The organism is Xanthobacter autotrophicus (assembly GCF_005871085.1).
In the GTDB taxonomy this organism is placed as follows: domain Bacteria; phylum Pseudomonadota; class Alphaproteobacteria; order Rhizobiales; family Xanthobacteraceae; genus Xanthobacter; species Xanthobacter autotrophicus.
Genome location: NZ_VAUP01000004.1, coordinates 97,529 through 123,093, shown reverse-complemented (window position 1 = coordinate 123,093; position 25,565 = coordinate 97,529). Strand labels below are relative to the sequence as shown.

23 protein-coding genes are annotated in these 25,565 nt (G+C 67.7%); 10 read left to right on the top strand and 13 right to left on the bottom strand.

The features are described 5' to 3' along the window. The first annotated feature begins 2 nt into the window (after window positions 1-2). The 3 genes from FBQ73_RS01600 to FBQ73_RS01590 all read left to right on the top strand — a co-directional run bounded on the left by FBQ73_RS01600 (window position 3) and on the right by FBQ73_RS01590 (window position 2,816). On the top strand, window positions 3-785 hold the full coding sequence (locus FBQ73_RS01600) for a DUF4394 domain-containing protein (RefSeq protein ID WP_138397771.1): 783 nt from the start codon (window positions 3-5) through the stop codon (window positions 783-785). Between the two features lie 236 nt (window positions 786-1,021). Beyond that, complete coding sequence (locus FBQ73_RS01595) at window positions 1,022-2,041, top strand: AraC family transcriptional regulator ligand-binding domain-containing protein (protein WP_138397770.1); 1,020 nt, start codon at window positions 1,022-1,024, stop codon at window positions 2,039-2,041. Window positions 2,042-2,255: 214 nt separating this feature from the next. After that, window positions 2,256-2,816: a superoxide dismutase family protein gene (locus FBQ73_RS01590; protein WP_138397769.1), complete on the top strand. Its 561-nt coding sequence runs from the start codon at window positions 2,256-2,258 to the stop codon at window positions 2,814-2,816. 109 nt (window positions 2,817-2,925) lie between these two features. Here the strand turns inward: FBQ73_RS01590 and FBQ73_RS01585 are convergent, their stop codons facing one another. Genes FBQ73_RS01585 through FBQ73_RS01570 form a run of 4 tightly spaced genes read right to left on the bottom strand, consistent with a single transcriptional unit; the run spans window position 2,926 to window position 6,981 of the window. Further along, window positions 2,926-3,915 carry a beta-ketoacyl-ACP synthase III gene (locus FBQ73_RS01585; protein ID WP_138397768.1) on the bottom strand — a complete coding sequence of 330 codons (990 nt, stop codon included), beginning with the start codon at window positions 3,913-3,915 and terminating at the stop codon, window positions 2,926-2,928. A gap of 2 nt (window positions 3,916-3,917) precedes the next feature. Beyond that, complete coding sequence (locus tag FBQ73_RS01580) at window positions 3,918-5,183, bottom strand: adenosylmethionine--8-amino-7-oxononanoate transaminase (protein ID WP_138397767.1); 1,266 nt, start codon at window positions 5,181-5,183, stop codon at window positions 3,918-3,920. Continuing rightward, a complete protein-coding gene (bioD, locus tag FBQ73_RS01575) occupies window positions 5,180-5,821 on the bottom strand; it encodes a dethiobiotin synthase (RefSeq protein WP_138397766.1) in 642 nt (213 codons plus the stop codon). Before bioD ends, FBQ73_RS01580 begins: the two co-directional genes overlap by 4 nt. Further along, complete coding sequence (locus tag FBQ73_RS01570) at window positions 5,818-6,981, bottom strand: 8-amino-7-oxononanoate synthase (RefSeq protein WP_138397765.1); 1,164 nt, start codon at window positions 6,979-6,981, stop codon at window positions 5,818-5,820. The genes bioD and FBQ73_RS01570 overlap by 4 nt, the downstream gene beginning before the upstream one ends. A 393-nt stretch (window positions 6,982-7,374) precedes the next feature. Here FBQ73_RS01570 and FBQ73_RS01565 point away from each other — a divergent pair, with 393 nt between their 5' ends. Both FBQ73_RS01565 and FBQ73_RS01560 read left to right on the top strand, forming a co-directional pair. Further along, complete coding sequence (locus FBQ73_RS01565) at window positions 7,375-7,836, top strand: (2Fe-2S)-binding protein (RefSeq protein WP_138397764.1); 462 nt, start codon at window positions 7,375-7,377, stop codon at window positions 7,834-7,836. Between the two features lie 3 nt (window positions 7,837-7,839). Beyond that, on the top strand, window positions 7,840-10,065 hold the full coding sequence (locus tag FBQ73_RS01560; RefSeq protein ID WP_210236638.1) for a xanthine dehydrogenase family protein molybdopterin-binding subunit: 2,226 nt from the start codon (window positions 7,840-7,842) through the stop codon (window positions 10,063-10,065). 138 nt (window positions 10,066-10,203) lie between these two features. Here the strand turns inward: FBQ73_RS01560 and paaG are convergent, their stop codons facing one another. Next, entirely contained in the window at window positions 10,204-11,004 is an 801-nt protein-coding gene (paaG, locus tag FBQ73_RS01555; protein WP_138397763.1) for a 2-(1,2-epoxy-1,2-dihydrophenyl)acetyl-CoA isomerase PaaG, read from the bottom strand. Window positions 11,005-11,049: 45 nt separating this feature from the next. Continuing rightward, window positions 11,050-11,544, bottom strand: a complete 495-nt coding sequence (locus FBQ73_RS23015) for a hypothetical protein (RefSeq protein WP_246089507.1) — start codon at window positions 11,542-11,544, stop codon at window positions 11,050-11,052. A gap of 128 nt (window positions 11,545-11,672) precedes the next feature. Between FBQ73_RS23015 and FBQ73_RS22650 the strand changes: the two genes are divergently transcribed. From FBQ73_RS22650 to FBQ73_RS01530, 4 genes are all read left to right on the top strand, one after another. Beyond that, window positions 11,673-11,816, top strand: coding sequence for a hypothetical protein (locus FBQ73_RS22650; protein ID WP_170218704.1), 144 nt, complete (start codon window positions 11,673-11,675; stop codon window positions 11,814-11,816). A 171-nt stretch (window positions 11,817-11,987) separates the two neighbouring features. Further along, a complete protein-coding gene (gene glsA / locus FBQ73_RS01540) occupies window positions 11,988-12,986 on the top strand; it encodes a glutaminase A (RefSeq protein ID WP_138397761.1) in 999 nt (332 codons plus the stop codon). A 64-nt stretch (window positions 12,987-13,050) separates the two neighbouring features. Continuing rightward, window positions 13,051-13,539 carry an MFS transporter gene (locus FBQ73_RS01535; RefSeq protein WP_246089506.1) on the top strand — a complete coding sequence of 163 codons (489 nt, stop codon included), beginning with the start codon at window positions 13,051-13,053 and terminating at the stop codon, window positions 13,537-13,539. Between the two features lie 176 nt (window positions 13,540-13,715). Continuing rightward, complete coding sequence (locus tag FBQ73_RS01530) at window positions 13,716-14,207, top strand: YciE/YciF ferroxidase family protein (RefSeq protein WP_138397854.1); 492 nt, start codon at window positions 13,716-13,718, stop codon at window positions 14,205-14,207. Between the two features lie 379 nt (window positions 14,208-14,586). Here FBQ73_RS01530 and FBQ73_RS01525 read toward each other — a convergent pair whose 3' ends face one another. The 4 genes from FBQ73_RS01525 to FBQ73_RS01510 form a co-directional block, all read right to left on the bottom strand. Further along, on the bottom strand, window positions 14,587-15,666 hold the full coding sequence (locus tag FBQ73_RS01525) for an enolase C-terminal domain-like protein (protein WP_138397760.1): 1,080 nt from the start codon (window positions 15,664-15,666) through the stop codon (window positions 14,587-14,589). A 17-nt stretch (window positions 15,667-15,683) separates the two neighbouring features. Continuing rightward, window positions 15,684-18,623 (bottom strand): FAD-binding and (Fe-S)-binding domain-containing protein, encoded by a 2,940-nt coding sequence (locus tag FBQ73_RS01520; protein ID WP_246089505.1) that lies wholly within the window; start codon window positions 18,621-18,623, stop codon window positions 15,684-15,686. A gap of 120 nt (window positions 18,624-18,743) precedes the next feature. Beyond that, window positions 18,744-19,961 (bottom strand): pyridoxal-phosphate-dependent aminotransferase family protein, encoded by a 1,218-nt coding sequence (locus tag FBQ73_RS01515; RefSeq protein WP_138397758.1) that lies wholly within the window; start codon window positions 19,959-19,961, stop codon window positions 18,744-18,746. A gap of 133 nt (window positions 19,962-20,094) precedes the next feature. After that, complete coding sequence (locus FBQ73_RS01510) at window positions 20,095-21,021, bottom strand: LysR family transcriptional regulator (RefSeq protein ID WP_246089504.1); 927 nt, start codon at window positions 21,019-21,021, stop codon at window positions 20,095-20,097. A gap of 330 nt (window positions 21,022-21,351) precedes the next feature. Between FBQ73_RS01510 and FBQ73_RS01505 the strand changes: the two genes are divergently transcribed. Beyond that, entirely contained in the window at window positions 21,352-22,323 is a 972-nt protein-coding gene (locus tag FBQ73_RS01505; protein WP_138397757.1) for a LysR substrate-binding domain-containing protein, read from the top strand. A 50-nt stretch (window positions 22,324-22,373) separates the two neighbouring features. On the opposite strand, the gene FBQ73_RS01500 is transcribed toward FBQ73_RS01505, so the two are convergent. From FBQ73_RS01500 to FBQ73_RS01490, 3 genes are all read right to left on the bottom strand, one after another. Next, window positions 22,374-23,456 carry a carbon-nitrogen hydrolase family protein gene (locus FBQ73_RS01500; RefSeq protein WP_138397756.1) on the bottom strand — a complete coding sequence of 361 codons (1,083 nt, stop codon included), beginning with the start codon at window positions 23,454-23,456 and terminating at the stop codon, window positions 22,374-22,376. Window positions 23,457-23,561: 105 nt separating this feature from the next. Further along, entirely contained in the window at window positions 23,562-24,542 is a 981-nt protein-coding gene (locus FBQ73_RS01495) for an ABC transporter substrate-binding protein (protein WP_138397755.1), read from the bottom strand. A 42-nt stretch (window positions 24,543-24,584) separates the two neighbouring features. Beyond that, window positions 24,585-25,562, bottom strand: a complete 978-nt coding sequence (locus FBQ73_RS01490) for an ABC transporter substrate-binding protein (RefSeq protein WP_210236637.1) — start codon at window positions 25,560-25,562, stop codon at window positions 24,585-24,587. Window positions 25,563-25,565 lie beyond the last annotated feature (3 nt).

Below are 25,565 nucleotides of genomic sequence, written 5' to 3'. Positions count from 1 at the left end.
AGATGAAGAGCACGCTCATGATGGTCGCCCTCGCCGGCGCGATGACGGTGCCCGCGGCCGCCTCTGCCCAGACTGTGGTGGCGCTGATGGATGGCAACCGCATCGCGGTGGTGGACGCCAAGGCGCTGAAGGCCGCAACCCCGCTGAAGGTGTCGGGCGTCTCCGGCAAGCTGCTGGGCATCGACGTGCGCCCGGCGGACGGCAAGCTCTACGGCCTGTTCGAGGATGGCACGGTGGCCACCATCGACCCGGTGAGCGGCACTGCCACGGTGAAGGCGAAGCTGGAAGCCATGCTGCCCGCCGGCACCGCCGCCACCGTGGACTTCAACCCGGTCGCCGACCGCCTGCGCGTCATCGGCGCCGATGGAACCAACCTGCGGGTCAATGTGGATGACGGCAAGGTGGTGCGCGACGGCATGCTGAAGTTCGCCGATGCCGACAAGCACATGGGCAAGCCGGCGGTCATCGTGGCGGGGGCCTACACCAATTCGATGAAAGGCGCGAAGGAAACCGCGCTCTACGACATCGACGGCAAGCTGGGCCTGCTGGTGAAGCAGGCGCCGCCCAATGACGGGATCCTCAACACCGTGGGCACGATCGGCGTGGAAGGCAAAGGCTACGCCTTTGACATCGTGGCGGCGGACGCCGGTGCCAATGAAGGCTGGCTGATGGCCGGGACCATGCTGTACCGCGTGGATCTCGCCACCGGCAAGGCGAGCAGCGCGGGGAAGGTGGCCGGCCTCGATGGCACGGTCACAGACATCGCCATCATCAAGGCCATGTGACGACGGCCGGCGTGACCTCAAGCGGCCCGGCTCAGGACATCCTGAGCCGGGCCGCGCGCCGACCAGCCGTGGCCCGATCGCCGCGCCCGGGGAGCTTGACGGCTGCATGAAGCTTTTCCAGCACCTTGGGGGAAATCGCCCCTGGGCCCAGGACGAATCCTTGATCTTGTGCGCCACCGCGTCACCATGGCCCCATTGCAGGCAACACCGACACGGACAGCGACTCCGACAGCGATATGGCGACGACAACTCTTCCTCTGGTGCGGGCGGCCGCCGCCTTCCCGTTCATGATCTGGCTCAGGGACCAAGGGCACCCGCTGGACCTCCTGCTCCAGGATGCCGGATTGCCCCCCGGCTTCGTCGCCAATCCCGACCAGCCCATTCCCCTGCAGGTGGGCATCGAATTCCTGCGTGCCGTGGCGCACGCCGAAGGGCCCGACATCGGCTGCCGGGTCGTCGCCCATGCCGGCGTCGACCAGCTCGGCCTCATCGGGCTGCTGGTGCGGGCGTCGCAGACCCCGCGCGAAGCCTTCCAGCTGGTGACCCGCGCCTTCTTCCACCACGGCTCCCACGAGGTGCTCACCTTCACGCCCCACGCTGGCGGGGGAACTGTCCGGCACGTGTTCCGGGTGCCGCTCGATGACGAAGCTCTCTTCATCACGCAGCAATTCACAGCGGCCCTGATCGCCAGCGTGGTGACCCGTGGCGGCCAGGACGGGCCCGCCGTCGAGCGCGTGGAACTGACGCCCCATCCGGTGTTCGGACTCTCGCTGCTCGAATCCCATTTCGGCTGCCCCGTCAGCCCCACCCTCACCGGCGCGGTGGCCGTGACCCTCTCCGACGCGATGCTCGACCGGCCCTATGCCCAGCCCCGCATTCCCCTCGACCAGCAAGTGACCGAGGGGTGTGCGGTGATCCGGGGCGACGGCACCCTCGCCGGCTCCATCCGCGCCGTCCTGCCGCTGCTGCTGGCGCGCGGCGGCGAGCCGACGCTGGCCGAGGTGGCCCGGTTCGCCTACATGAGCACGCGCACCCTGCAACGCCGGCTCACCGCCGAGGGCGCCAGCCTGTCCCGGCTGATCGAGCAGGAGCGCGCCGCCCGCGCCCTGGCGCTGCTGACGGCCAGCACCTCGCCCGTGCAGGAAGTTGCGGCCGAGATGGGCTACGGCTCCGGCGCCAGCTTCACCCGCGCCGTGCGCCGCTGGACCTCGGCGCCACCCACCCACCTGCGCAAGGGCAGGTCCGGCTATGGATAGGCCTCGGCGAGGCTCGTTCGCCGAGCTGGCCTGATATTCCCGCCACCATGATGGTCCCGCGAACCGAAACCGCTCTCCGGCGCCTCGCGTTCCGCGGCTTGCGCAGGCCCCTGCCCTTCCCATTGCCGAGACCTCTGGCCGAAGCGGGTGATATAAGCACGTGGCGGTTCGATGTGCGGCGCGCCCGACGCGTCGCAGGACAAGGAGGCACCCCATGTGCTCGAAATACTGGCTTCTCGCAGCTTCGATCCTGATCGCCGGCGCGCCGGTCGCGCTGGCCCAGACACCCGCGCCGGCGCCCGTTCCGGCAGCTTCCCCGGCGCCCACCGTGGTCAAGGCGGAATTGGTCGGCAATAATGGCAAGCCCATCGGCACCGCCACCGCCACCGGGACCGACCGCGTCACCATCGTGCGCCTCGTGCTTCAGCCCGGTGCCATCCCGCCCGGCTGGCACGGCATCCACTTCCACGCGGTGGCCGACTGCTCGGACACCGAGAAGTTCCTGGCCTCCAAGGCGCATGTGAACCACGGCGGCAAGGCCCACGGCCTGCTCAATCCCAACGGCCCCGACGAAGGCGACCTGCCCAACATCTTCGCCGTCGCCGATGGCTCGGTCTCGGCCGAGGTGACGAGCCCCGTCGGCCTCACCGGCGCCAACGGCCTGCTTTCTGCGACGGGCTTCGCGCTGGTGGTCCATGCCGCGCCGGACGACCACACCACCCAGCCCATCGGCGGCGCCGGCGCGCGCATCGCCTGCGCCGCGTTCAAGCCCTGAGGTGGTCTAGCGTATTTTCGAGCGAAGTGGACACCGGTTCGCGTGAAGAAAATACGTCAAATCATGACTCTAGAGCGGTTTACGTGAGCCAAGGCGAGCGGAAAGCGCTCTAGAACCGGAAAACGGCGGCGCCGCCGGTGAGGCCGGCGCCGGCGGCGGCGATGAGCAGCACGTCGCCCTCGCGATACGCCCGGGTGGCCCGTAGCGCCGACAGCGTGAAGGGCACGGTGGCGGCGGACGAATTGCCATAGTCGGCAACGCTCGACAGGGTCCGCTCCGGGCCGATGGCGAGCCGCTCCGCCACCGCCGTGATGATGCGGGCATTGGCCTGATGCGGCAGGAAATGGGTCACCTCATCGAGGGTGAGCCCGGCCTCCTCCAGCGCCGTACGGCAGGAGGCGGCCATCATGCCCACCGCCCGGGAAAACACCGTGCGGCCCTCCCGCATCACCATCCGCCCAGCCCCTGCCTGCCCGCTTGTCGACAAGCGGCTGCCGCTGTCGGGGATCTGGATAAGGTCGTAGCCCGACCCGTCGGAGGCAAGGCAAGACCCGACCACGCCGGCCCCCTCCCGAGGCGAGGGGGCAAGCACCACGGCGCCGGCCGCATCGGCGAACAACGCCGCCGTCGAAGGATCTGCGGGATCGACGCGGCGGGACAGGATGTTGGCCGCCACCACCAGCACCGCGCGACCTGTGGTCCGCACGAAGCCATCGGCCAGCACGAGCGCATAGAGGAAGCCGGCGCAGGCCCCGGTCAGGTCCACCGCGCCGCTCGCCGGCAGGCCGAGGCGGTGGGCGAGCAGAGGCGCGGTCGGCGGCAGCAGATGATCCGGCGTGCTGGTGGCCAGCAAAGTGAGGCCGATGGCGGCCTTCGGCAGGCCGGCATCGGCCAGCGCCATTTCGGCGGCGGCGAAGGCAAGGTCGCTCACCGCCTCGTGCGGCGCCGCCACCCGCCGCGCGCGGATGCCGGTGCGGCCGACGATCCACCCCTCCGCAAGGCCCAGCCCGCGCTCGATCTGCGCGCTGGTCATCACCTCGTCCGGCGCATAATGGCCGAAGCCGGCGATGCGGGTTCCCGCCACGGGCGCTTTTGCCATGCTCAGGCCCGCCCGAAGCGGTCGGCGGCGGTGGCGATGGCGCCATAGACGAGGTCGAGGTCTTCCGCCGTGACGCAATAGGGCGGCATCACATAGAGCGTGTTGCCCAGCGGGCGGATGAGCAGCCCCTCGTCCCGGAAGAAGGCGGCGAGCCGCGGCCCCACATCCGCCAGATAGCCGGGATCGGGCGCCACAAGGTCCAGCGCCGCGATGGTGCCGAGGCGACGCACGTTGGCGAAGCGCCGGTCGTCGCGGAAGCGCGCCAGGCGTTCTTCGTGCGCGTCCCCCAGCGCGGCGATGCGCGCGCCAACCGGCTCGTCCGCCCAGATCTTCAGGTTGGCGACCGCCGCCGCGCAGGCGATGGGATTGGCCGTGAACGAGCTGGAATGGAAAAAGGTGCGCGCCCGGTCGGTGGAATAATGGGCATCGAAGATGGCGCGCCGGCACAGGGTGACGGCCAGCGGCAGCGACCCGCCGGTGAGGCCCTTGGCATAGCAGGCGATGTCCGGCACCGCGCCCGCCTGCTCGCAGGCAAACAGGGTACCGGTGCGGCCGAAGCCGGTCATCACCTCGTCGGCGATGAAGAGCACGCCGTGGCGGGCGCAGATCGCCGCCATTTCGGCCAGCACCGCCGGGGCATAGATGTGCATGCCGCCGGCGCCGAGGATCAGCGGTTCCACCAGCAGCGCGGCCGGCGCCTCACGGCAGGCGGCTTCCAGCGCGTCCAGGGTCACCTGCTCGCGGCCCTTCTCTGGAAACGGCAGGCGCGTCACCTCGAACAGGAACGGCTCGTAGGCCGCGTTGTAGACGCCGCGCGCGCCCACCGACATGGTGCCAATGGTATCGCCGTGATAGCCGTGCTCCAGCGCGAGGATACGGGTGCGCTGCTCGCCGGTGTGGCGCCAGTAGCCTGCCGCCATTTTCAGCGCCACCTCGACCGCAGTGGAGCCGCTGTCGGAAAAGAAGACGTGATCGAGCCCCTCAGGCGTCATGGCCACGAGGCCGCGCGCCAGCGCCTCGGCGGCGGGATGGGTGTGGCCGGCGAAGATCACCTGATCGAGCTGCCCGGCCTGCTCCGCGATGGCGGCGACGATGCGCGGATGGCAATGGCCGTGGGTGATGACCCACCACGACGAGATGGCGTCCAGAATGCGCCCGCCACTGGCGGTTTCCAGCCACGCGCCTTGCCCGCGCACCACCACCGGCGGCTCGGGCGCAAGCGCGTGCTGGGTGAAGGGATGCCAGACAGGAGAAGGGCTTGCGGTCATGGCCGGAGGTCCTCTCGGCGAAAGTCATCCAGGGAGAAAGCCGTCGCGAAGGCGGCTTTGAGCGTGTCGGGCGTCACCGCCGGTAAGTGCGGCAGGCGCCCGAGGCGGCGCGTGCCGCCAAGGTCCGCGATGATCTGCTCGCTGTCCTCGTTGGCCTCGCCGATGAAGGCGACGCCGTGCAGCGTGATGCCCCGGCGCGACAGGGCCTCAATGGCGAGCAATGTGTGGTTGATGGTGCCGAGGCTGGTGCGGGCGCACAGGATCACCGGCAATCCCCACACGACGAACACATCCGCGAAGAGCCGGCGGCGGGTGAGCGGCACCAAAGGTCCGCCGGCCCCTTCGACCACCAGCGGCCGCGACGTGACCGGAAGCACCAGCGCATCGGGATCGATGGCGATACCCTCGGCCTCCGCGGCCCGATGGGGGGACGCCGGCAGGGCAAGCCGGTAGGCCTCCGGCAGGATGCGATCGGGCGCAAGGCCTGACAGCCGCCGCACAACCTGAGAATCCGTCTCTTCGTCCAGGCCGGACTGCACCGGCTTCCAATAGGCGGCGTCCAGCGCGCCGGCGAGGCCGGCGGCGAACACGGTCTTGCCGATCCCGGTATCCGTCCCGGTGACGATGTAGCCGGTCATTCCGCGCGCCTTTCGACCTGACTTCCCGGCTCCGCCGCGAGGGCCTGCGACAGCGCCTCAACCAGCCCATCCAGAGCGGCCTCGGGCACATTGAGCGTCAACGCGACACGCAGGCGCGCCGTGCCCTCCGGCACGGTGGGCGGGCGGATCGCGCGCACGTCGAACCCCTGCGCCTGCAAGGCGGCGGCGATGGCGGTCGCCCGTCGGTCGGACCCCAGAATCACCTTCTGGATTTGCGAAGAGGTCGCCGGCAGACCGATCCCCGCCAGCGCGCGCTGCGCGTGGGCGATGCGCGCCATGAGGCGGTCCCGCCGGTCCTGCGCCGCCTCGACAAGGGTCAGCGCGGCCCGCACGGTGGCGGCCAGCAGCGGCGACGGCGCGGTGGCGTAGATGAAGGGCCGCGACCGGTTGACCATGTAATCCTTCAGCCCGCGCGGCAGGCACACCAGCGCACCCATGACCCCCAGCGCCTTGCCGCAGGTGTGCAGCGTCACCACGTTGGCGCGACCTTCCAGATGCGCGGCAAGCCCCCGCCCCGCCGGCCCATAGACGCCGGTGGCGTGGGCCTCATCCAGCAGCAACATGGCGTCGTGCCGCTCGGCCACTGCGCAAAGATCGTCCAGCGGGGCGAAATCGCCGTCCATGCTGTAGAGGGTTTCCGCCGCGATCCAGGCTCGCCCGCGCCCGCCCTTTGCGCGCCAGGCGCGGATGGCGTCGTCCACGGCATGGGCATCGGCATGCCGCGTCGCCACCGCCTCCACGCGCTCGGCCGAAGAGGCCCCGGCAAGGCCCTCATGGACGCTGGCATGGATGAGTTCGTCATAGACCACCAGATCGCCGCGACGCGGCAGGGTGGAAACCAGCGCGGCGTTGGCGGCAAATCCGCCGGCGAAGAACAAAGCCGCCTCGGCGCCGAAGAAGGCCGCAGCCGCGGCCTCCAGCGCCTCGTGCTCCGGGTGGTTGCCGCGCAGCAGGCGCGATCCGCCGGCTCCAAGCGGCACGCCACGAGCCAGCGCGGCGGCGGCGGCCTGCCGCAGCTCCTCGGATTGGGCAAGGCCCAGATAGTCGTTGGAGGCGAAGTCGGCCCCCTGCGCGGGTGCGAGCGTGCGCAGCCGGCCGCGACGGCCCAGCGCCACGAGCGCCGCCTCATGCGCCTCCATGCGCAACCCCACTGGTTTGTGTGACCTGCAACGCCGGCCGCGCGATACCCGCAGATTCGCGATCTGGCCGGGGGGTGGCCACGATGCGAAACGGAACGGCCAGAGAAATGCGCCGCGCGGCCACCATGCAATCTCCAAATCATGGATCAGTTTTTTTGATTGATCGGTCGTAACTTCCACAGGACGTCGGAAACGACAAGAGGCGCGGCCACGCGTGCTCCCGGGATCGTGAAGCTGCCGCAGTCTGGAATCCGTCGAGAAAGCGGGCTAGCATTCCGTTGTGGAACCATCTGCGTCGGGGCGACGCCATGGTGCCTTGGGGCGTGTCACATGCGCGCCCTCCCCCCTATCAAGCACAGATGCGGCTGTGCCTCTCGCAACAACGAGGTACCCATGGCCGTCACACTCACAGTGAACGGACAGGCGCGCACCGTCGACGCCGATCCCGATACGCCGCTGCTCTGGGTCCTGCGCGACGAGCTGGATCTCGTCGGCACGAAGTTCGGGTGCGGCCAGGCCCTATGCGGCGCCTGCACCGTGCATCTCGACGGCACCCCGGTGCGGTCCTGCCAGACCGCGCTCGGCGATGTCGGCGACGGCAAGGTTGTCACCATCGAAGGCATCCAGGGCCGCGAGGCCGAGGCGGTCCGCGCCGCCTGGGTCAGCCTCGACGTGGTCCAGTGCGGCTATTGCCAGTCCGGGCAGATCATGTCCGCCGTGGCGCTGCTGTCGGAGAACAAGAAGCCCACCGATCCCGACATCGACGCGGCGATGGACGGCAATGTCTGCCGCTGCGCCACCTACCACCGCATCCGCGCCGCGATCCATGACGCGGCCCGCCGGCTGGAGGCCTGATCCATGCACATGCTCCAGAAGTTGGAACCCGGCGCCGTGTCCGGCCTTGCCGCCGCGCTCTCCGGTGCCGCGCAAACGCCGCTCTCCCGCCGCTTCGTCCTCGCCGCCATGGGCGGGGCGGGCATCGGCCTCGTACTCGGGCTGAAGGCTGATGTGGCGCACGCCGCTCCGGCCGGCGCGAATGCGGCCGGGCAAGCCTTCAATCCCTTCGTCAAGATCGCGCCGGACGGCACGGTCACCGTCATCGTCAAGCATCTCGACAAGGGCCAGGGCATCGCCACCGGACTTGCGACCCTCGCCGCAGACGAAATGGACGCGGACTGGTCGAAGGTGACCACGCAGTTCGCCCCCGCCGACGGCAAGACCTACGGCAACGCTCTGTTCGGTGGCGCCCAGGGCACCGGCGGCTCCACCTCCATCGCCGCGAGCTACACCGTCTACCGCACCGCGGGTGCTGCCGCCCGCGCCATGCTGGTGGCCGCCGCGGCGCGGCAGTGGGGCGTTGATCCCGCCACGATCAAGGTATCCAAAGGCATGGTCAGCGCCGGCAGCCGCAGCGCCGGCTTCGGCGCCCTCGCCGAGGCCGCCGCCAAGGAGCCGGTGCCCGCCGAGCCGAAGCTGAAGGAGGCGTCCGCCTTCACCCTCATCGGCAAGGAGGGCGTCCACCGGGTGGACAATGTGGCCAAGACCACCGGCGCCCGCATCTACACCCAGGACCTCAAGCTGCCGGACATGCTGGTGGCGGTGGTCGCCCATCCGCCGCGCTTCGGCGCCACGCCTAAGAGCTTCGACGCCACGGCCGCGAAGGCGGTGAAGGGCGTGCAGGACGTGGTGATGGTGCCGCAGGGCGTCGCCGTGCTCGCCACCACCACCCACGCCGCCATCAAGGGCCGCGACGCCCTGAAGGTGGAGTGGGACGAGAGCAAGGCCGAAACCCGCAGCACCGCAGACATGCTCGCCGACTATCGCGGCGCGCTTGCCAAGCCCGGCCTGCCGGTGGAGACCCACGGCGACGTGGAGGCGGCGCTCAAGGCCCCCGGCGTGAAGCTGGTGGAGGCGGAATTCGAGTTCCCCTATCTCGCCCACGCCGCCATGGAGCCCATGAACGCGGCGGCGCGGGTGAAGGACGGGGCGGTCACCATCTGGACCGGCTCGCAGCTTCCCGTCGCCGATGTACCCAACGCCGCCCGGACCGCCGGCGTTTCGCCGGACAAGGTGGAGATCCGCACCCAATGGGCCGGCGGCAGCTTCGGCCGCCGGGCGCTCGCCAGCTCCGACTTCGTGGTGGAGGCGGTGGCCATCGCCAAGGCCCACGGCAAGGGCGTGCCGGTGAAGCTGGTGTGGACCCGCGAGGACGACATGAAGTCCGGCTATTATCGGCCGGTCTATGTCCACAAGGTGCGCGCGGCGGTGGATGCCTCCGGCAAGCCGGTGGCCTGGCATCACCATGTGGTCGGCCAGTCCATCATCGCGGGCACCTTCTTCGAGCCCATGCTCGTGAAGGACGGCATCGACGACACCTCCGTCGAGGGCACCCACGGCGCCTACGACATCCCCAACATGAAAGTGGAGCTCACCACCATGAAGGCCGGCGTGCCGGTGCTGTGGTGGCGCTCGGTGGGCCACACCCACACCGCCTATGCGGTGGAGGTGGTGATGGACCAGCTCGCCCGCGCGGCGGGGCAGGACCCGGTGGCCTTCCGCCTCGCCCATGCCACGGACGAACGGCTGAAGGCCGTCATCCGCCTTGCCGCCGACAAGGCCGGCTGGGGCACGCCGCTGCCGGCAGGCCGCACCCGCGGCATCGCCGCCCACAAGAGCTTCAACACCTATGTGGCGGAGGTGGTGGAGATTTCCCTCGCCGATTCCGGCGTGAAGGTGGAGCGCGTGGTGGCGGCGGTGGATTGCGGCGTGGTGGTCAATCCGGACGTGGTGCGGGCCCAGATCGAGGGCGGCATCGGCTTCGGCCTCGGCGCCGCGCTGCATGATGCCATCACCCTCGACAAGGGCGCCGTGGAGCAGGGCAACTTCGACACCTATGCCCCCCTGCGCATGTCCGAAATGCCGAAGGTGGAAGTACACATCGTGGCCTCGGATGTCGCGCCCACCGGTGTGGGCGAGCCGGGCGTGCCGCCCCTCGCGCCCGCCGTGGCCAATGCGGTGCTCGCCGCCACCGGCCGGCCGGTCCACCGCCTGCCCTTCGCCGGGCAGGCATTCAAGCCGGCCTGATCGAGGCGCCCTGTCGCCACGCTCCGGGGGATGGACCCTTCCGTTCCCCGGAGCAGCTTTCCCCCAGAACAGCTCCGGGATGCCCCGGCCACCGCCGGACGCATTGTCCCGGCTGTGCGATGAGATCCGCGTCCGCGATCAGGCTTCAGGCACGCGCCCGGGTTGTCCGCCGAAGACGGGCGGCCGCTTCTGGGTGAAGGCGCGCACGCCCTCGGCATAATCCGGCGCGTATCCCGCCAGCCGCTGAAGGTCCCGTTCCAGATCCAGTTGCTGGTCCAGCGTATTGCCGGGCGAGGCATTGAGCGCCTGCTTCACCAGGCCCAGGGCATGGGTGGCGCGGGCGGCGAGGCGGGCGGTGATCGCCTCGGCTTCGCCGGCGAGGGCCTCGTCCTCCGCCACCGCCCAGATGAGCCCCCATTGGGCGGCCGTGGCGGCATCAAGCGGCAGGCCCAGCAGGGCGAGGGCGCGCGCCCGGGCATCGCCGATCAGGCGTGGCAGGAAGAAGGTGCCGCCGGAATCCGGGATGAGGCCGATATTGGAGAAGGCCTGGATGAAGGTCGCGGAGCGCGCCGCCAGCACGATGTCGCAGGCCAGCGCAATATTGGCGCCGGCGCCCGCCGCCACCCCGTTGACCGCGCACACCACCGGCTTGTCCAGCGCCCGCAGCTGCCGCACCAGCGGGTTGTAAAGCCGGTCGAGGGAGGCGCCGAGATCCGGCGCGCCGCCGGTCTGGACCCGCTCCGCGAGATCCTGCCCGGCGCAGAAGGCCCGCCCGGCGCCCGTCAGCAGCACCGCCCGACATGCGGCATCGCCGGCGGCCTCTTCGAGCGCCCGCCGCAAGGCGAGGTGCATCTCTTCATTGAATGCGTTCAGCCGCGCTGGCCGGTTCAGTGTCAGAACCATCCAGCCCGCGCGGCGATCGACCAGAACCGTCTCCATACCACCGTCCCCTTCCTGCTCCATGGTCGCCCTGACACCCGATCCTCATCCGGCCCGGGGCCCGCTGCGAGCGAGATCGCACGTGCCGAAGCGCCCGCCGCTGCACGCGAGCTCCAGCAGGAGCGGGGCGGGCTCGGAGCCGGTGCCGCCGGCGGCATGGGCCGCCTCCACCTCCTTGAACACCTCCAGCAGGCCCAGTTCGTCCGCTGCCCACATGGGCCCTCCCTTTGTGCGTGGGAAGCCGTAGCCATGGATGAAGGCGAGATCAATGTCGGATGCGCGCAACGCGACGCCCTCGCCCAACGCCTTCGCCCCCTCGTTGGCCATCACCGCCAGCGCCGCGAACAGATAGAGCGCATGCTGGCTCGGCCGCAGGGCCGGGTTGAGGAACAGGCCGACCGCGCCGCCGGTCACGTCCGGCAGCATCAGGGCGGCGATGCGCAGGCCCTCGGACAAGGCGAGGGTGGCGATGGCGAAGACGATTCCTTTCAGGGTTCCCGTCACCGACGCCAGGATCGCCCCCAGGACGGCGCCCATCACCAGGGCCGCGAGGACGGTGGCAAAGGGGCCCGCCTGTGGAAACCCATGAAAGGCGAGATCGCGCCAAGGAAGCTCATGATGACGCCGGTGGCCGCACCAAGGGCCGCCGACCGGCCGAAGGCGAGGGCATGCATCTGGGACACGTTGATGCCCACCAGCACCGCCGCCTCGCGCTGCTCGGCCAGGCACGGGTGGCCCGCCCGAACTCGGCGCGTTTCAGCCACAGGAACAGCGCCACCACCAGGGCGAGCGCCACGCCGGCCGCCCTGTGAATGATTGACGGGATTTGCGCACGGCGCCGGTAGGTAAGCGGTTGCGCGACCATCCGAAGCAGGCAATAATTCAATGTCTAACGATGTGCATGGCAATATATGCTGCGCTGTATTACGGTATATATTGAATGCACCGCAACTAGGATTTGGCTGCGCGGAGGACAAATGGCAATGCCTGCTTTTGACGACGACATGATTTCTGACAGCTACGTATCCACAGGTCATCTGCCTGAAGCTGAGATGGTGGAAGGGTTGGTGAATTCGGCCTACCACCGCTTCAAATCCAACGACGAGGGAGAAAACTCGCAGGTCTATCCTGCGCTGGCCCGGGTGTCGCGCGACCTGTTCGGCGTCTGCGTCGTGGGCACCAGCGGACGAGTCTATGCCGCGGGCGACACCGACCACGACTTCTCCATCATGAGCGTATCGAAGCCCTTCATCTTCGCCCTGGTCTGCCAGCTCTTCGGCCCCGCCGAGGCGCGCGCGAAGCTCGGCGCCAATGCCACGGGACGCGCCTTCAACTCGTTGGCCGCCATCGAGACCATGCCCGGCGGCCTGACCAACCCGATGGTGAATGCCGGCGCCATCGCCGCCACCAGCCTCGTTCCAGGGGCGACGCGAGAGGAGAAATGGGCCTTCATCCACGAGGGTCTTTCCCGCTTCGCCGGGCGCCGCCTGTCGATGAACGAGGAGGTCTGCGCCTCTGCCCTCGACACCAATTTCCGCAACCGCGCCATTGCCCGGATGCTGCAAAGCATGGGGCGCATCTATTGCGATCCGGGCGAGGCGGTCGACCTCTACACCCGCCAGTGCTCCCTCAACGTGAATGCGAAGGATCTGGCGGTGATGGGGGCGACCCTCGCCGACGGCGGCGTCAATCCGGTCACCGGTGAGCGCGTCGTGAATGCGCATGTCTGCCACTACGCCCTCGCGGTGATGACCACGGCGGGGCTCTACGAGACCTCCGGCGACTGGCTCTACGAGATCGGACTGCCGGGCAAGAGCGGCATTGGCGGCGGCATCGTCACTGTCTCGCCGGGCAAGGGCGGCCTCGGCACTTTCGCGCCCCCTCTCGACGGGGCCGGCAACAGCATCAAGGGCCAGTTGGCGGCGCGCTATCTATCCCAGCGCCTCGGCATGGACCTCTTCGTCTCCGCACCGGAGGTCTGAGGCCGCGCGCCACCCCAGACCGTGCCTCGAGCCCGCAAAAAAAGAAGAACGAGAGGAAGCACTCATGACCAGTCTTTCGACGCCCCGACCTGGCACCGGCGTGGAAGTGCGGGATTCCTGGGTCCCCATGATCGCCATCGCGCTCGGCCAGGTGCTGATGTCCTTCAACGTCGCCTCGCTGCCCGTGGCCCTCGGCGGCATGGTGGCGAGCTTCAATGTTCCGCCCACCACGGTCGCCACCGGCATCATCATGTACTCCATGCTCGTGGCTGGCTTCGTCATGCTCGGTGCCAAGCTGAACCAGCGTTTCGGCGCGGTCCGGGTGTTCCGGATCGTGGTGCTGCTGTTCGGCCTCGCGCAGGTGCTGATGACCTTCAGCCCCAACGCCACGGTCATGATCATCGCCCAGGCCCTCTCGGGCGCCGCAGGGGCGGCGCTGTTGCCCTCGCTGGTGGCATTGATCGCGGAAAACTATCGCGGGGCGCAGCAGGCCACGACCCTCGGAGCGCTGGTCTGGCTCGCCTTCGTCGTCCGCACCACCTGGATACCATGACCTGGCGACAACTCACGCCTTTCGGTGAGCCGACCTTTTCAACCCTCCCCTTTGGTACGCCGATGGCGGTGGCCCATGCAGCGGAACACAACCGGCCCCATGTCGTTGTGGCCTTAGTCCGTGCAGGCCCAGGCTGCCTCCGGCAAGCTTTGATCAAACAAACGGGAGCGTACATCATGGCACAGGACAAGTCCCTGCATGACCTTTTCACGGAAACGCTCAAGGATATCTATTACGCCGAGAAACAGATCCTGAAGGCCCTGCCGAAGATGGCGAAGAGCGCCCAATCGCCAGAGCTGAAGTCGGCCTTCCAGCATCACCAGGAGCAGACCGAAGGCCAGATCGAGCGGCTGGAGCGGGTATTCGAACTGCTGGGGAAGGCGGCACGCGGCAAGCATTGCCCCGCCATCGTCGGGATCATCGACGAGGGGAAGGAAATCATGGAGGATTTCGCTGGCTCGGATGCGCTCGACGCCGGCCTGCTTGCGGGGGCGCAAGCGGTGGAGCACTACGAGATTTCCCGTTATGGCACGCTGAAGACCTGGGCGGCGCAACTCGGCATGCAGGAGGCGGTTCCCCTCCTTGAGGCGACGCTGAAGGAGGAGGAGGAGACTGACGCTCTTCTCACGCGCCTGGCCAACGCCGACGTGAACAGAAAGGCGGCCTGAGGCGCCACGCTCCGCCCGCCGCCGCCCATAGATCCGGCGGCAGGCGCGGCGTCGCCATTGGCGCCGCAGCTGATGGGTTCAAGCAGCCGTCGGACGATTGTTGAAGTCGCCCGACGGCTCCCCGCCGGCATCTCCACGGATGGCGTGCCGAGGCGCTGGAAAAGGCCGGGTCGGGGGACGCCTTGTCAGGCGGCCATTCCTCCGACGAGGGGATCCGCGAAAGCTGCAATCCGATGTGCAAACCTTCGGTCTGGCCGGCGAACACGTTGCCTTTCTCGCGCTGGAAGGCCGTGCTGCCGGTCAGCATCCTCGGGACATGCCCGCACCCGTCCTGACCTGAAAACCTGTTCAAGCTCGTCCCTGATTGGAAACACCGGATTCACGCCGCATAGCGGGCGACCGCCTCTTCGCTCCATTCGATCCCGAGGCCCGGCTCTTCGCTTGCGCGGACCCTGCCGTCGATGGCCTGCAAGGGAACCCGGAGGATCGGGCCGGCAATGTCGAAAAACTCGACGAGATGAGCGGTGGGCGTCGCCGCCATGAGATGGGCGCTCGCCTCCTGGAAGAAGTGGTTGCTCACCGGCATGCGCGCCGCTTGGCAGATGGCGGAGGCGGCAAGCCACCCGGTTACGCCGCCCACCTTGATCAGGTCCGGCATCATCAGGTCGGAGGCCCCGCCCCGGATGCTGTCCGCGATGGCCTGCGGCCCAAACAGGCTTTCACCCAGCTGAAGCGGCGTCTCGATCTCGGCGGCGATACGGGCGTGCCCCGCCGTGTCGTCGGCCCGGGTCGGCTCCTCGATCCACGACAGGCCCTCATGGTCGAGCGCGCGGCAGCGCAGGACCGCTTCGGGAACGGTGAGGCTCTGGTTGTAGTCAACGAGCAACGCGACGGCATCCCCCAAGGCGTGCTTCGTCGCCCGGACCACGGCAAGGTCCTGCGCGAATGTCTCGTAGCCGATCTTGATCTTGACCGCGCCGAACCCTTCCGCCGCCGCGCCGGCGGCCGCCGAGGCAGTGTCCTCCAACCCATCCATGCCGAAGCTCGCATAGGCTGGAAGGGGGGCGACATCACCGCCGAGAAGGCGCGCGAGTGGCAATCCGGCAAGCTTGGCGTGGGCGTCCCAAGCGGCAATGTCCAGTACGGCGAGAGCCATGTCGAGCAGGCCGGACGTACCGGCGATGACGAAGCGCCCGCGCAGCCAGCGGGTGAGATCGGCGGGATAGATCGCGCGTCCTTCCAGCAGCGTCCCCACATCGCCCGTCAGCCGCGCCAGGGCGCCCAGCAGCACCGGCGTGTAGGCGAAGGCATAGGCATGCCCCGTGATGCCGGCCGAGGTTTCGATATCCACGAGAACCAGTGGCGCGCTCTCCATCATGCCGCTCGCGGTTCGCAGCGGGCGAGGCAGAGGGGCGACGACCGGGCGCACGACAACGCGGGTGATGGCGGGAGCAGGCATGGCAGTTCTCCGGAATGTCAGGTCGGGCACAAACGCGCCGGGGGGATCAGGGCAGCGGCGAGAACGCAGGCGACATGCCGCGCCTCCACTTGCGCGCAGTCGAGGATCTGGTGGCGGCAGCTCGTGCCATCGGCGATGACGATCGTCCCGGGCGAGGCCTCCCGCACGGCCGGCAGCAAGGTGAGTTCGCCCATGGCGCGAGACATGGCGTAATGCTCCGCTTCGTAGCCGAAGCTTCCGGCCATGCCGCAGCACGAGCCTTCCACCTCGCGGACCTCGAGCCCCGGGATCCAGGACAAGACGGCTCGTACCGGCCGCATGGCGTCGAATGCCTTCTGGTGACAATGGCCATGCAGCAGGGCGGTCGTGGCGTCGAGGGGATGGAGAGCCAGCTGCATGCGGCCGGCGGCGCGTTCGCACACCAGAAATTCCTCGAACAGATACGCGCTCTGCGACAGCTTGTGGGCCGCATCGCCGAAGCCGTAGCCGAGAAATTCGTCCCGGAGTGTCAGGAGGCACGACGGCTCCAGCCCGACGATCGGAACACCCCGCTCCACGAAAGGCAGAAGCGTGTCCAAGACCCGCCGGGCTTGGGCCTTCGCCGCGTCGACGAGGCCGGCAGCCAGCAGGGTGCGCCCGCAACACAAGGGTTGCTTGCCCCTGCCGCCATGCAAATGCACCCGATAGCCCGCCGCCTGAAGCACGTCGCGAGCAGCGGCCGCGTTCTCGGGCTCCATGGAATTGTTGAAGGTGTCGATGAACAGGAACACCTCCCTGTCGGCGGGCGCGGCGTGGCGTGGCGCGGGCCTCGCAAGGAACGGCCGGCGGAAGCGCGGCAGCGAGCGTTCGGGTGCAAGGCCGATGCGCCGCTTCAGCCACGGCGAAACGACGGGAATGTTCTCGCCGATCGCCAACAGCCAGGACAGGCGGCTGACGACAGGCGCATAGAACGGCATGTAGGCCACGAGCCGGTCCCGCAGGCGAAGGCCGTGCCGTGCGGTCCAGGCGGCCCGCGCCTCGATTTTCACGCGGGCCATGTCCACCCCGGTGGGGCAGTCTCGCTTGCAGCCCTTGCAGCTCACGCAAAGGTCCAGAGCTTCCTTGACCAGCGGGCTGGCAAGCCCGTCGCGGCCGATCTGGCCCGACAGGGCGAGGCGCAGCGTGTTGGCGCGCCCGCGCGTGACGTGTTTCTCGTCCCGGGTGACACGGTAGGAGGGGCACATGGTGCCCGCATCGAATTTACGGCAATGCCCGTTGTTGTTGCACATCTCGACGGCCTTGGCCAAGCCACCGGTGCGATCGCCGCCGGTGCCAGGTGCGCTCTCGATGCCTGTCGCCGCATCGCGCCGCACGTTCCACCGTGACCAGTCGAGCCTGGGCTCAAGCGGCGTTTCGCCATAGCCCGGCGGAAACCGGAACAGCCGGGCATCATCCATGCGCGGCGGATCGACGATGCGGTCCGGGCTGAAGCGGTTGTCCGGGTCGAACAGGGCCTTGATGGCCCGGAACGCGGCGTTGACCTTCGGCCCGTATTGCCAGGCGACCCACTCGCCCCGGCAGATGCCGTCGCCATGCTCGCCCGAATAGGCCCCCTTGAAGCGGCGCACCAGCGCGGAGGCTTCCTCCGCCATAGCCCGCATTTTCGCCGCCCCGTCGCGCCGCATGTCGAGGATCGGGCGCACATGCAGCAACCCCACTCCTGCATGGGCATACCAGGTACCCTCGGTGCCGTATCGGCGGAACAGCTCGGTCAGGGTCTGTGTGTATTCGGCGAGATGTTCGAGAGGAACCGCGCAATCCTCGATAAAGGAAATCGGCTTGCCGTCCCCCTTCATGCTCATCATGATGTTGAGCCCGGCCTTGCGCACGTCCCACAGGGCCTTCTGCTCCGCAGCGCCGGCCATTTCCACCACCGAGCCGGGCAGGCCGAGGTCGCCCATGAGGGTGGCGAGATGCTTCAGGGCTCGCCTCTGGACATCCAGATCGTCGCCGGCGAACTCCACCAGCAGCAGGGCCTGGGGCGAGCCCACCAGCGCGCTCTCGATCACTGGACGGAAGGCGGGATTGTGGAGCGCCAGATCGATCATGGTGCGGTCCACCAGCTCCACCGCCATGGGGGCGAGGCCGACGATGTGCCGCGTCAGATCCATGGCCTGGTGGAACGTGGGAAAGTTCACCACCCCGAGCACCTTGTTAACCGGCAGGGGAGAAAGGCGCAGGGTGATCTGCCGGCTGAAGGCAAGCGTGCCCTCGGAGCCCACCAGCAGGTGGGACAGATTGGGCATTCCGTCCAGCGTGTAGGGCTTCGGATTCTGGCAGTTGAACAAGTCGAGGTTGTAGCCGGCGACGCGGCGCAGCACCTTGGGCGTGTTGGCGGCAAGCTCGCCATCCACGCCCCGCGCGATGGACTGAATGGCCCCGACGAGATGCTGCGCGTATGGCGTCGCCTCCATCTGCGCAAGGGGACCGAACTCCAGCTCCTTGCCGTCCGGCAGCACCGCGTCGATGGCCTCCACATTGTGAACCATGTTGCCGTAGTGCAGCGAGCGCGAGCCGCACGAGTTGTTGCCCGCCATGCCGCCGATGGTGGCTTGCGCGCTGGTGGAGACATCCACCGGATACCACAAGCCATGGGGCTTCAGGATCGCGTTGAGATGATCGAGGACGATGCCGGGCTCCACGGTCACCATCCGCCGCGACGGATCGAAGTGGATGACCTTGTTGAGCCACCGCGTGGTGTCGAGGACAAGCGCCTCACCTATGGTCTGACCGCACTGGCTCGACCCCGCACCCCGGGCCAGGAACGGCATGCCATGGTCGCGCGCGATATCGAGTGCGATGCGCGCGTCGGCCTGGTCGCGGGGCACGACCACGCCGATGGGCATGATCTGGTAGATGGAAGCATCGGTGGCATAGCGTCCCCGGCTCCCCTCATCGAACAGCACGTCGCCGCGCATTTCCCTGGCGAGGCATCGGGCGAACGGGGATGCAGAACCCTGGCCGGTCTCCCGTCTCGGTGAACGTCCGGGGAGGACTGTGTGCGTCATGGCGCGTCCGATCACAGATGGCCGGGCCGTTCAGGCGACCTTGGTGAGGCTGTGCACCTCGGTGCGCGCGAGCAGATCCATGGCAGCGACCACCCCGCTGCCGGCGAGCCGCACGCCAGACAGCTTCAGCCCCATCTCGCAGCCGGTGAGCGCAGCCATGAGCGACAGGTCGTTGCAGTCGCCGAGGTGACCGATGCGGAACATGCGGCCGGCCATCCTGCCGAGGCCAGTGCCAAGGGAAAGGTCGAACGTCTCCGCAATACACTGGCGAACGGCATTGGCGTCCACACCCTCGGGCATCATCACGCCGGTGAGCACGGGGGAATAGACCTGTGGGTCCGCGCACTGGATGTCGAGGCCCCAGCCGCGCACCGCCGCCCGGCAGGCCTCGGCAAGGCGCGCGTGGCGCGCGAACACGCGATCAAGGCCCTCCTCCTCGATCATCTCGATGGCTTCGGACAGCGCATAGAGCAGGTTCGTGTTGGGAGTGGTCGGCCAGTATCCCGTCTCGTTAGCCTTCAGGATCGGCGTCCAATCCCAGTAGCTACGGGGTAGCCGCGCGGCGGCGTGGGCGTGCAGGGCCTTCTGCGACACGGCATTGAAGCCGAGGCCGGGTGGCAGCATCAGCCCCTTCTGCGATCCCGAGACCGTCACGTCCGCGCCCCAAGCGTCATGCCGGTAGTCAGCCGAGGCGAGGCCGGAGATGGTGTCGACGAGAAGCAAGGCAGGGTGGCCGGCGGCATCGATGGCGCGCCGCACCGACGCAATGTCGGACGTCACGCCGGTGGAGGTCTCGTTATGGACCACGCAGACTGCCTTGATGGCGTGACCACCATCCGCCCTCAGGCGTTGCTCGATCAGGTCGGCTTCAACCCCCCGGCGCCAGCCCTCGACGCCGTCGCGCCCGATGCGTTCCGGCCTCAGGCCGAGGTTTTCCGCCATCTCACGCCACAGGCTGGCGAAGTGACCGGTCTCGTACATGAGAATGTGGTCGCCCGGGCAGAGAGTATTGACCAGCGCACCCTCCCAAGCACCGGTCCCCGACGAAGAATAAATGATGACCGGCTGGGTGGTCTTGAAGATGCGCTTGATTCCGGCAAGGACCTTCAGTCCGAGCATGGCGAATTCCGGGCCGCGATGGTCGATCGTCGGGTAGCTCATGGCTCGCAGGAGGCGGGCGGGCACCGGGCTCGGGCCTGGGATCTGGAGGACGTGGCGGCCGGACGGATGAAAATCGAGCTTGAGCATGGAGGTCTCCGGGCGCCAGCGGCGCGCGGCACCGGCCACGGCTGCGGGCAGAAATTCTTGGAAACAACTATTTCATCATCGATTATTTCTGTGAATTCATGATATTCAGCGAAATAATTTCCTGCCGGAGAATTTAGCGGCGTGGCATCGCCGGTGTTTCCTCGCCAGGACACCGGACAGCCGCACGGATCTGCGCGATAAAGGCCTTCGTCGCCGGAGCCCATTCGGTACGCCGGAAAGCCGCCGCGATCTCCGACAGGATCGGAGATGTCGAAAGCTGGCGATACACCACGTGCTCCACGCTCACCGCACGGAACAATGAACCCGGCACGATGGCGATCCCGGCGCCAAGCGACACCAGAATGACCACAGCGGCAAGGCTGCCCGGCCTCGGGCCAAGCTTGGGATCGAAGCCCCCGCGTCGTGCCACTTCCCAGGTCCCCGCATCCTGTTCGGGAAGCACGAAGATCTCACCCGCGAGATCGCGCGGCTCGATCACCGCGCGGGTGCCGAGCGGGTGCCTTTCCGGGAGCGCGACCACGAATGGATCGCGCAGCAGCGGCACAGCGAAGATGCCGGGCGGATACGCCATGGGTGGACGCAGAAAGGCAATGTCGATACGCCCGTCGTCGAGCATCTCGGGCAGGAGGTCCATCGCCACCTCCCTGAATTCGAGGTCGATGCTGGGGTGCGTGCAGCGGAAGGCTGCCACCTGCTCCTGGAGCACGCCGGCATAGCCGGTGGACGCGACATAGCCGATGACGATGCGGCCCAGTTCCCCCCGACCGGCGCGGCGGGCGGTGTCTTGGGCCCGCTCTGCCTGTTCCAGAACCCGCCGCGCGTCATCCAGGAACAACGACCCGGCGGCAGTGAGCTGGACCGACCGCTTGGTCCGGTGGAAGAGGCGCACGCCCAGGGCGCGCTCCATGTCCTGGATCTGCTTCGTCATGGAGGGGGCCGCCATGCCGAGTTGCTCTGCCGCCCGGCTGAAATGCAGTTGCTCCGCGACGGCGACAAAGCAGCGGAATTGACGGATTTCCATGTGCACCTCGCTCTTCATGTGCACCTTGCTCGGGGCCGATGCGGGCCAGGGATTTCGCTAGAATGAAAGAGGCTACCCAGAATAGAGGCGGCGTGATGCGCTCGATTTAACGGCACCCTGACCCACATTTGAGCGATCCTGACAGCGGTCGCACGGCCCGAGGATCTCCCTGCATCACACGGAAATGCCACCGGGCTTCGAAAAAGCTTGCCTTGCAGCCGGGGTATGCATTTTGCTTGTCCATAGCCTCGGCCCTCGCGAACCAGACGGCAGCGTGCTTTTTCCCATTGGCATCTGGCGTGCCCGGCGTCCGGCATCGAGCCATAAAACCTTGAACCATCAGATGATATGAGCACCAGATACCAGCTTCCGCCCACCCATTGCCTGCTCGCCTTCGAGGCGCGGGCGCGTCTCGGCACGGGGGTTCTGGCGGCACGGGAATTGTGCATCACGCCGAGCGCCCTGAGCCACCGGATCAAGCAACTCGAAACTTTGATCGGCACGCCGTTATTCGCCAAGACCGAAGGCGACCTCATCCTGACCGCAAAAGGCCACGAATATCTCGGCGCGGTGCGAGAAGCGCTGGGCGTGCTCAGCCACCTGTCGGATGGCGCCGCCCAGCGCGTCCAGCGCCGGCGCCGGATCCAGGTCTGCGCGCCACCCACCTTCGCGACGCAGATCCTGGTCCCCCGGCTCGATCGCATCCGCGAAGCTTTTCCTGATGTCGACCTTGAACTCCATCTGTCGGTGCCACTGGTCGGGCTGAAGGCCGAGCATGCGGACGTGGAAATCCGCTTCGGCAACGGGGTCTACCCGGGCTTCAACGCCGTCAGCATCCTTGAGGAGCAGGTCTTTCCGGTCTGCAGCCCCGCCTACGCCAGGGCGCACGGGCCGTTCATGGAGCCCATCGACATTCTCAAGGGCAGCCTGCTGCAATGCATCATCGAACCGTGGCAACCCTGGTTCCGCGCGGCGTCGCTCCAATTCCCCGAACCGTGCTCCGCCATCCAGTTCGTCGATATCGGCCTGGTCGTGGAAGCCGCGGCCTGCCACCAGGGCATCGCGCTGGCGCGTCAGAGCATGATCGTGAACTACCTGTCCGCCGGCCGGCTGGTTCGCCTGTTCGATCTGGAAGCGGTTCCGGCTTACGCCTATTACGCGACGGCCACGCCGGAGGCCCTGGCGCGCCCACAGGTCAGCGCCTTCATTGCGTGGCTCCAGGCGAACCTTCAGCATGATCCGCCTGAACGGTTGCCGACGGCCATCAACACTGAAAGCCAACCGGTCGCGCAGCGGCGGGGCTCCCGCATCGCCAGGTGAGCGGCGCGCCCGCAAGGGCGCGCCGCCTTCTGTCTGGAGCGTACCCTGGGTCACGACGCCTGGGCGACCGCGGTGAATGGCGTCGTCTCGCTCAACGGCCAAGATCCGCCCGTGCTGCCGCCCGTCCCGCCATTCGTGGCGGAGCTCTCGGAGAAGGAGCCGTCCTGGAACTGCGCCGGTGCGAGCGCACGCCGGTTCACCTTGAACTCGAACACGTCGAAACGGTTGTAGTAACCGACCACGTCCTGGAATTGCTTGGGAACGACACAACGCGAGAGGTCGATGTCGCCGTAGACGATACCCTCCTGATCGCGGATCACGTCGCTGACGGGCGTGCCGTCGGGGCCGAGGATCATGGAGATGCTCTTCGACGCGCCTTCCAGCAACTCATGGACACGCGCGTTGCCGCGGCTGATCATATCGATGGCCTCGGGCGGCAGGAAGCCGGATACCACCACGTTGAACAACTTGCCTTCAAACGCGTGGGCCCCGGTGCGTAGCCGGATGGAGGCCTCCAGATCATAGGCCGCCTCGCCCGGGGGATGGGTCGGATAACGCGGCGAGAAGCAGGAAATGTGAACGCTCTCCCCCTGCGACATGAGCGCGAAGCGGGCGAGGGCATTGGTGTTCTCGCCGCAGATCAACGCGCCGATGCGGCCGATGCTGGTGTCCACCACGCGCAGGCCGCTGCCATCGCCCGGGGCCCATGCCAGGCGCTCCCAATGGGTCGGCATCAGCTTGCGATGGCGGTTCAGGATCGTGCCGTCATCGCCGATCAGCACGTTGGTGTCCCACACGCAGCCAAGGCTGATGGGCGTGCCCTCGTTGATGCCGATGGAGACAAACACCTGGTGACGCCGCGCGGCTTCCCGCAGGCGCGCCATCTCCGGGCCGTCGATGCGGATCGCGGAGCCGGCGAACTTTGCGAAGAACTCGTGGGTGTCCACCGGCGCCCATACACCGCACCAGACCGGGAAGGAGGAGATGTAGGCCTCCGGAAAAGTCACCAACGTGGCCCCGTTGCGCGCGGCCTCGGCGATCAGGGCGCAGGCCTTGTCCACCGTGGCTGGCGTATCGAAATAGATGGGGGCTACGTGGCACGCGGCCGCCTTGAACCTTGGATAGGAAGTCACGATCTGTTCCTTCAGCTGATGGAAAAATGGAGCCGCTGATTTGGTGGGGCTTGTCTTGACGCATTTTCTTCACGCGAACCGGTATCCACTTCGCGCGAAAATGCTTTAGTTCGCTGCCAGGGCACCGGCGATAAAGCGGCCGCCGACGAACGTTTCGAAATCAGGCTGGGCATTCAGGTTGCCGAGGGAAATCTGGGTTTCCATGGCGATCTTCAGGGCGGCGGGGGAAATCTCCACCGATGCCGGATAGACCTGCTCGTCGAGCATACGCCCCACCGCGCTCTCGATCACCGCGGGCTCGATGCTCGGAAACTGCGCCTTCGCCACCTCCGTTGCAGCTTTTGGATTGGCACGCATGAAGGCCAGCGCGTGCTGAAGACCCGTCACGAACCGCTGCACCATGTCAGGGTCGGCGTCGCGGCGGGTGGTGATGGCCGACAGCAGATAAGGTCCGTACTGGGCCGGGAAGCTGTGGATCACCTTCATGCCCTTGGCCGCCACCTGGTCGAGGGCTGGCTCGTACAGCACCGCCACATCGGCCTTGCCCGCCAGCAATGGGCCGAGCTCGGAACCGGCCTGAACCTGCATCACCTGGATGTGCTCTTTGGCCGGATCAACGCCGCTCTCTCGGAGCAGCTTGGTGAACAACGAGGTACTGGCGATCGGCATCATGCCGGTTGCGACAGTCTTGCCGGAGAAGCTCGCCGGGTCCTTGTAGTCGATGTCGGGCCGGGCCGCGATCCAGACGGCGGCCCGGTTCACCACCCCGGCGACGATCTGCACCGGCGCTCCCTTGGACGCGGCTATGGCGGTCCATTCGGGTCCATGGAGCGAGAAGTCGGCGCTCCTGGCGATAACCGCCGACAGGGAGGCATTGGGCGAGCCGGAGGTGTCCTTGCGCACATCAAGCCCCTCCTGGGCGAAGAAGCCCTTGTCGATGGCCACGTAGACCGGCAGGAACATGACCGACTGGAACAGCTGGGACAGGACCACCTTGCGGTTTTCGGCGGCGGCGGGTGCGGCCACGCCGATGGCCAGCGTCGCGGCAATGATGCCGGCAAGCAGGCGTTGGAAAAGCGAAGTCATGCTTCGATCCTTCATCTGTGGGAGGACGACGGACATCTCAGGTCAGTTCGCCGAGAGACCCTTGCGCGTGTGGGTGTCCTTGCGCGCATGGGTGTCCTTGCGCGCGTAGGTGTCGTTGACCACGTCGGTGTAGCCGGGCATGGCCTTCAGGTTGCCGAGGTCGACCTGGGTCTGCATGGCCGCCTCGAAGGCCTTCTGCGAGATGGCGACCGAAGTGGAGTAGATGTGCTCGTTCAGCATGCGCGTGACCGCGGCATCGACCACCGCGGGCGGCAGGCTCGGAAACTCCTGCCGGGCGATGTCCTTCGTGCGCTCGGGATTGTCCTGCATGAACACAAGCGCGTTCTGGAGCCCGGTGACGAAGCGCTGAGCGGTGTCGGGATCCACGTCCTTACGGGTGGAGATCGCGGCAACGGTGTATTCGTCATAGAGCTGAGAAAAGCCGTAGACGACTTTCATGCCCTGTGCCACCGCCTGGTCCAGGCCCGGCTGGTAAAGCACCGCGACGCGCGCCTGCCCAGCCAGCAGAGGTCCAAGCTCGGACCCGATCTGGACCTGCGTGATCTTCACGTCTGTCTTGGGCTCCAGCCCGTTCTGCTTGAGCAGCTTCATGAAGAGGGAGGTGCTGGTGGTCGGCATGAGGCCAGCCACGACGGTCTCCCCCTTGAGGTCGGACACGCTCTGGAACTTGAAGTCCGGAGCCGCCGCGATCCAGAACGACGGCCGCGATACGACGCTGGCGACCACCTGCACCGAAGCGCCCTTCTCGGCCGCGATGGCCGTCCATTCCGGCCCATGAAGGGAGAAATCGGCGCTCTTGGATATCAGGGCCGACAGCGCGGCGTTGGCCGACCCCGCGGTCTGCTTCGTCACGTCCAGGCCCTGGGCACGGAAGAAGCCGCCATCGATGGCGACATAGACCGGCAACAACTGAATGGACTGGAACAACTGGGAAAGCACGACCTTGCGATATTCCGCGCGGGCGGGGGCCATCGCGCCACAGGCACAGGCCAGGGCCACGAA

Bases quoted from the DNA above. Each gene is read 5' to 3' on its own strand.
- FBQ73_RS01600 (WP_138397771.1), top strand. From the start codon at position 3: ATGAAGAGCACGCTCATGATGGTCGCCCTCGCCGGCGCGATGACGGTG.
- FBQ73_RS01595 (WP_138397770.1), top strand. From the start codon at position 1,022: ATGGCGACGACAACTCTTCCTCTGGTGCGGGCGGCCGCCGCCTTCCCG.
- FBQ73_RS01590 (WP_138397769.1), top strand. From the start codon at position 2,256: ATGTGCTCGAAATACTGGCTTCTCGCAGCTTCGATCCTGATCGCCGGC.
- FBQ73_RS01585 (WP_138397768.1), bottom strand. From the start codon at position 3,915: ATGGCAAAAGCGCCCGTGGCGGGAACCCGCATCGCCGGCTTCGGCCAT.
- FBQ73_RS01580 (WP_138397767.1), bottom strand. From the start codon at position 5,183: ATGACCGCAAGCCCTTCTCCTGTCTGGCATCCCTTCACCCAGCACGCG.
- bioD (WP_138397766.1), bottom strand. From the start codon at position 5,821: ATGACCGGCTACATCGTCACCGGGACGGATACCGGGATCGGCAAGACC.
- FBQ73_RS01570 (WP_138397765.1), bottom strand. From the start codon at position 6,981: ATGGAGGCGCATGAGGCGGCGCTCGTGGCGCTGGGCCGTCGCGGCCGG.
- FBQ73_RS01565 (WP_138397764.1), top strand. From the start codon at position 7,375: ATGGCCGTCACACTCACAGTGAACGGACAGGCGCGCACCGTCGACGCC.
- FBQ73_RS01560 (WP_210236638.1), top strand. From the start codon at position 7,840: ATGCACATGCTCCAGAAGTTGGAACCCGGCGCCGTGTCCGGCCTTGCC.
- paaG (WP_138397763.1), bottom strand. From the start codon at position 11,004: ATGGAGACGGTTCTGGTCGATCGCCGCGCGGGCTGGATGGTTCTGACA.
- FBQ73_RS22650 (WP_170218704.1), top strand. From the start codon at position 11,673: ATGCATCTGGGACACGTTGATGCCCACCAGCACCGCCGCCTCGCGCTG.
- glsA (WP_138397761.1), top strand. From the start codon at position 11,988: ATGCCTGCTTTTGACGACGACATGATTTCTGACAGCTACGTATCCACA.
- FBQ73_RS01535 (WP_246089506.1), top strand. From the start codon at position 13,051: ATGACCAGTCTTTCGACGCCCCGACCTGGCACCGGCGTGGAAGTGCGG.
- FBQ73_RS01530 (WP_138397854.1), top strand. From the start codon at position 13,716: ATGGCACAGGACAAGTCCCTGCATGACCTTTTCACGGAAACGCTCAAG.
- FBQ73_RS01525 (WP_138397760.1), bottom strand. From the start codon at position 15,666: ATGCCTGCTCCCGCCATCACCCGCGTTGTCGTGCGCCCGGTCGTCGCC.
- FBQ73_RS01520 (WP_246089505.1), bottom strand. From the start codon at position 18,623: ATGCGCGGCGACGTGCTGTTCGATGAGGGGAGCCGGGGACGCTATGCC.
- FBQ73_RS01515 (WP_138397758.1), bottom strand. From the start codon at position 19,961: ATGCTCAAGCTCGATTTTCATCCGTCCGGCCGCCACGTCCTCCAGATC.
- FBQ73_RS01510 (WP_246089504.1), bottom strand. From the start codon at position 21,021: ATGAAGAGCGAGGTGCACATGGAAATCCGTCAATTCCGCTGCTTTGTC.
- FBQ73_RS01505 (WP_138397757.1), top strand. From the start codon at position 21,352: ATGAGCACCAGATACCAGCTTCCGCCCACCCATTGCCTGCTCGCCTTC.
- FBQ73_RS01495 (WP_138397755.1), bottom strand. From the start codon at position 24,542: ATGACTTCGCTTTTCCAACGCCTGCTTGCCGGCATCATTGCCGCGACG.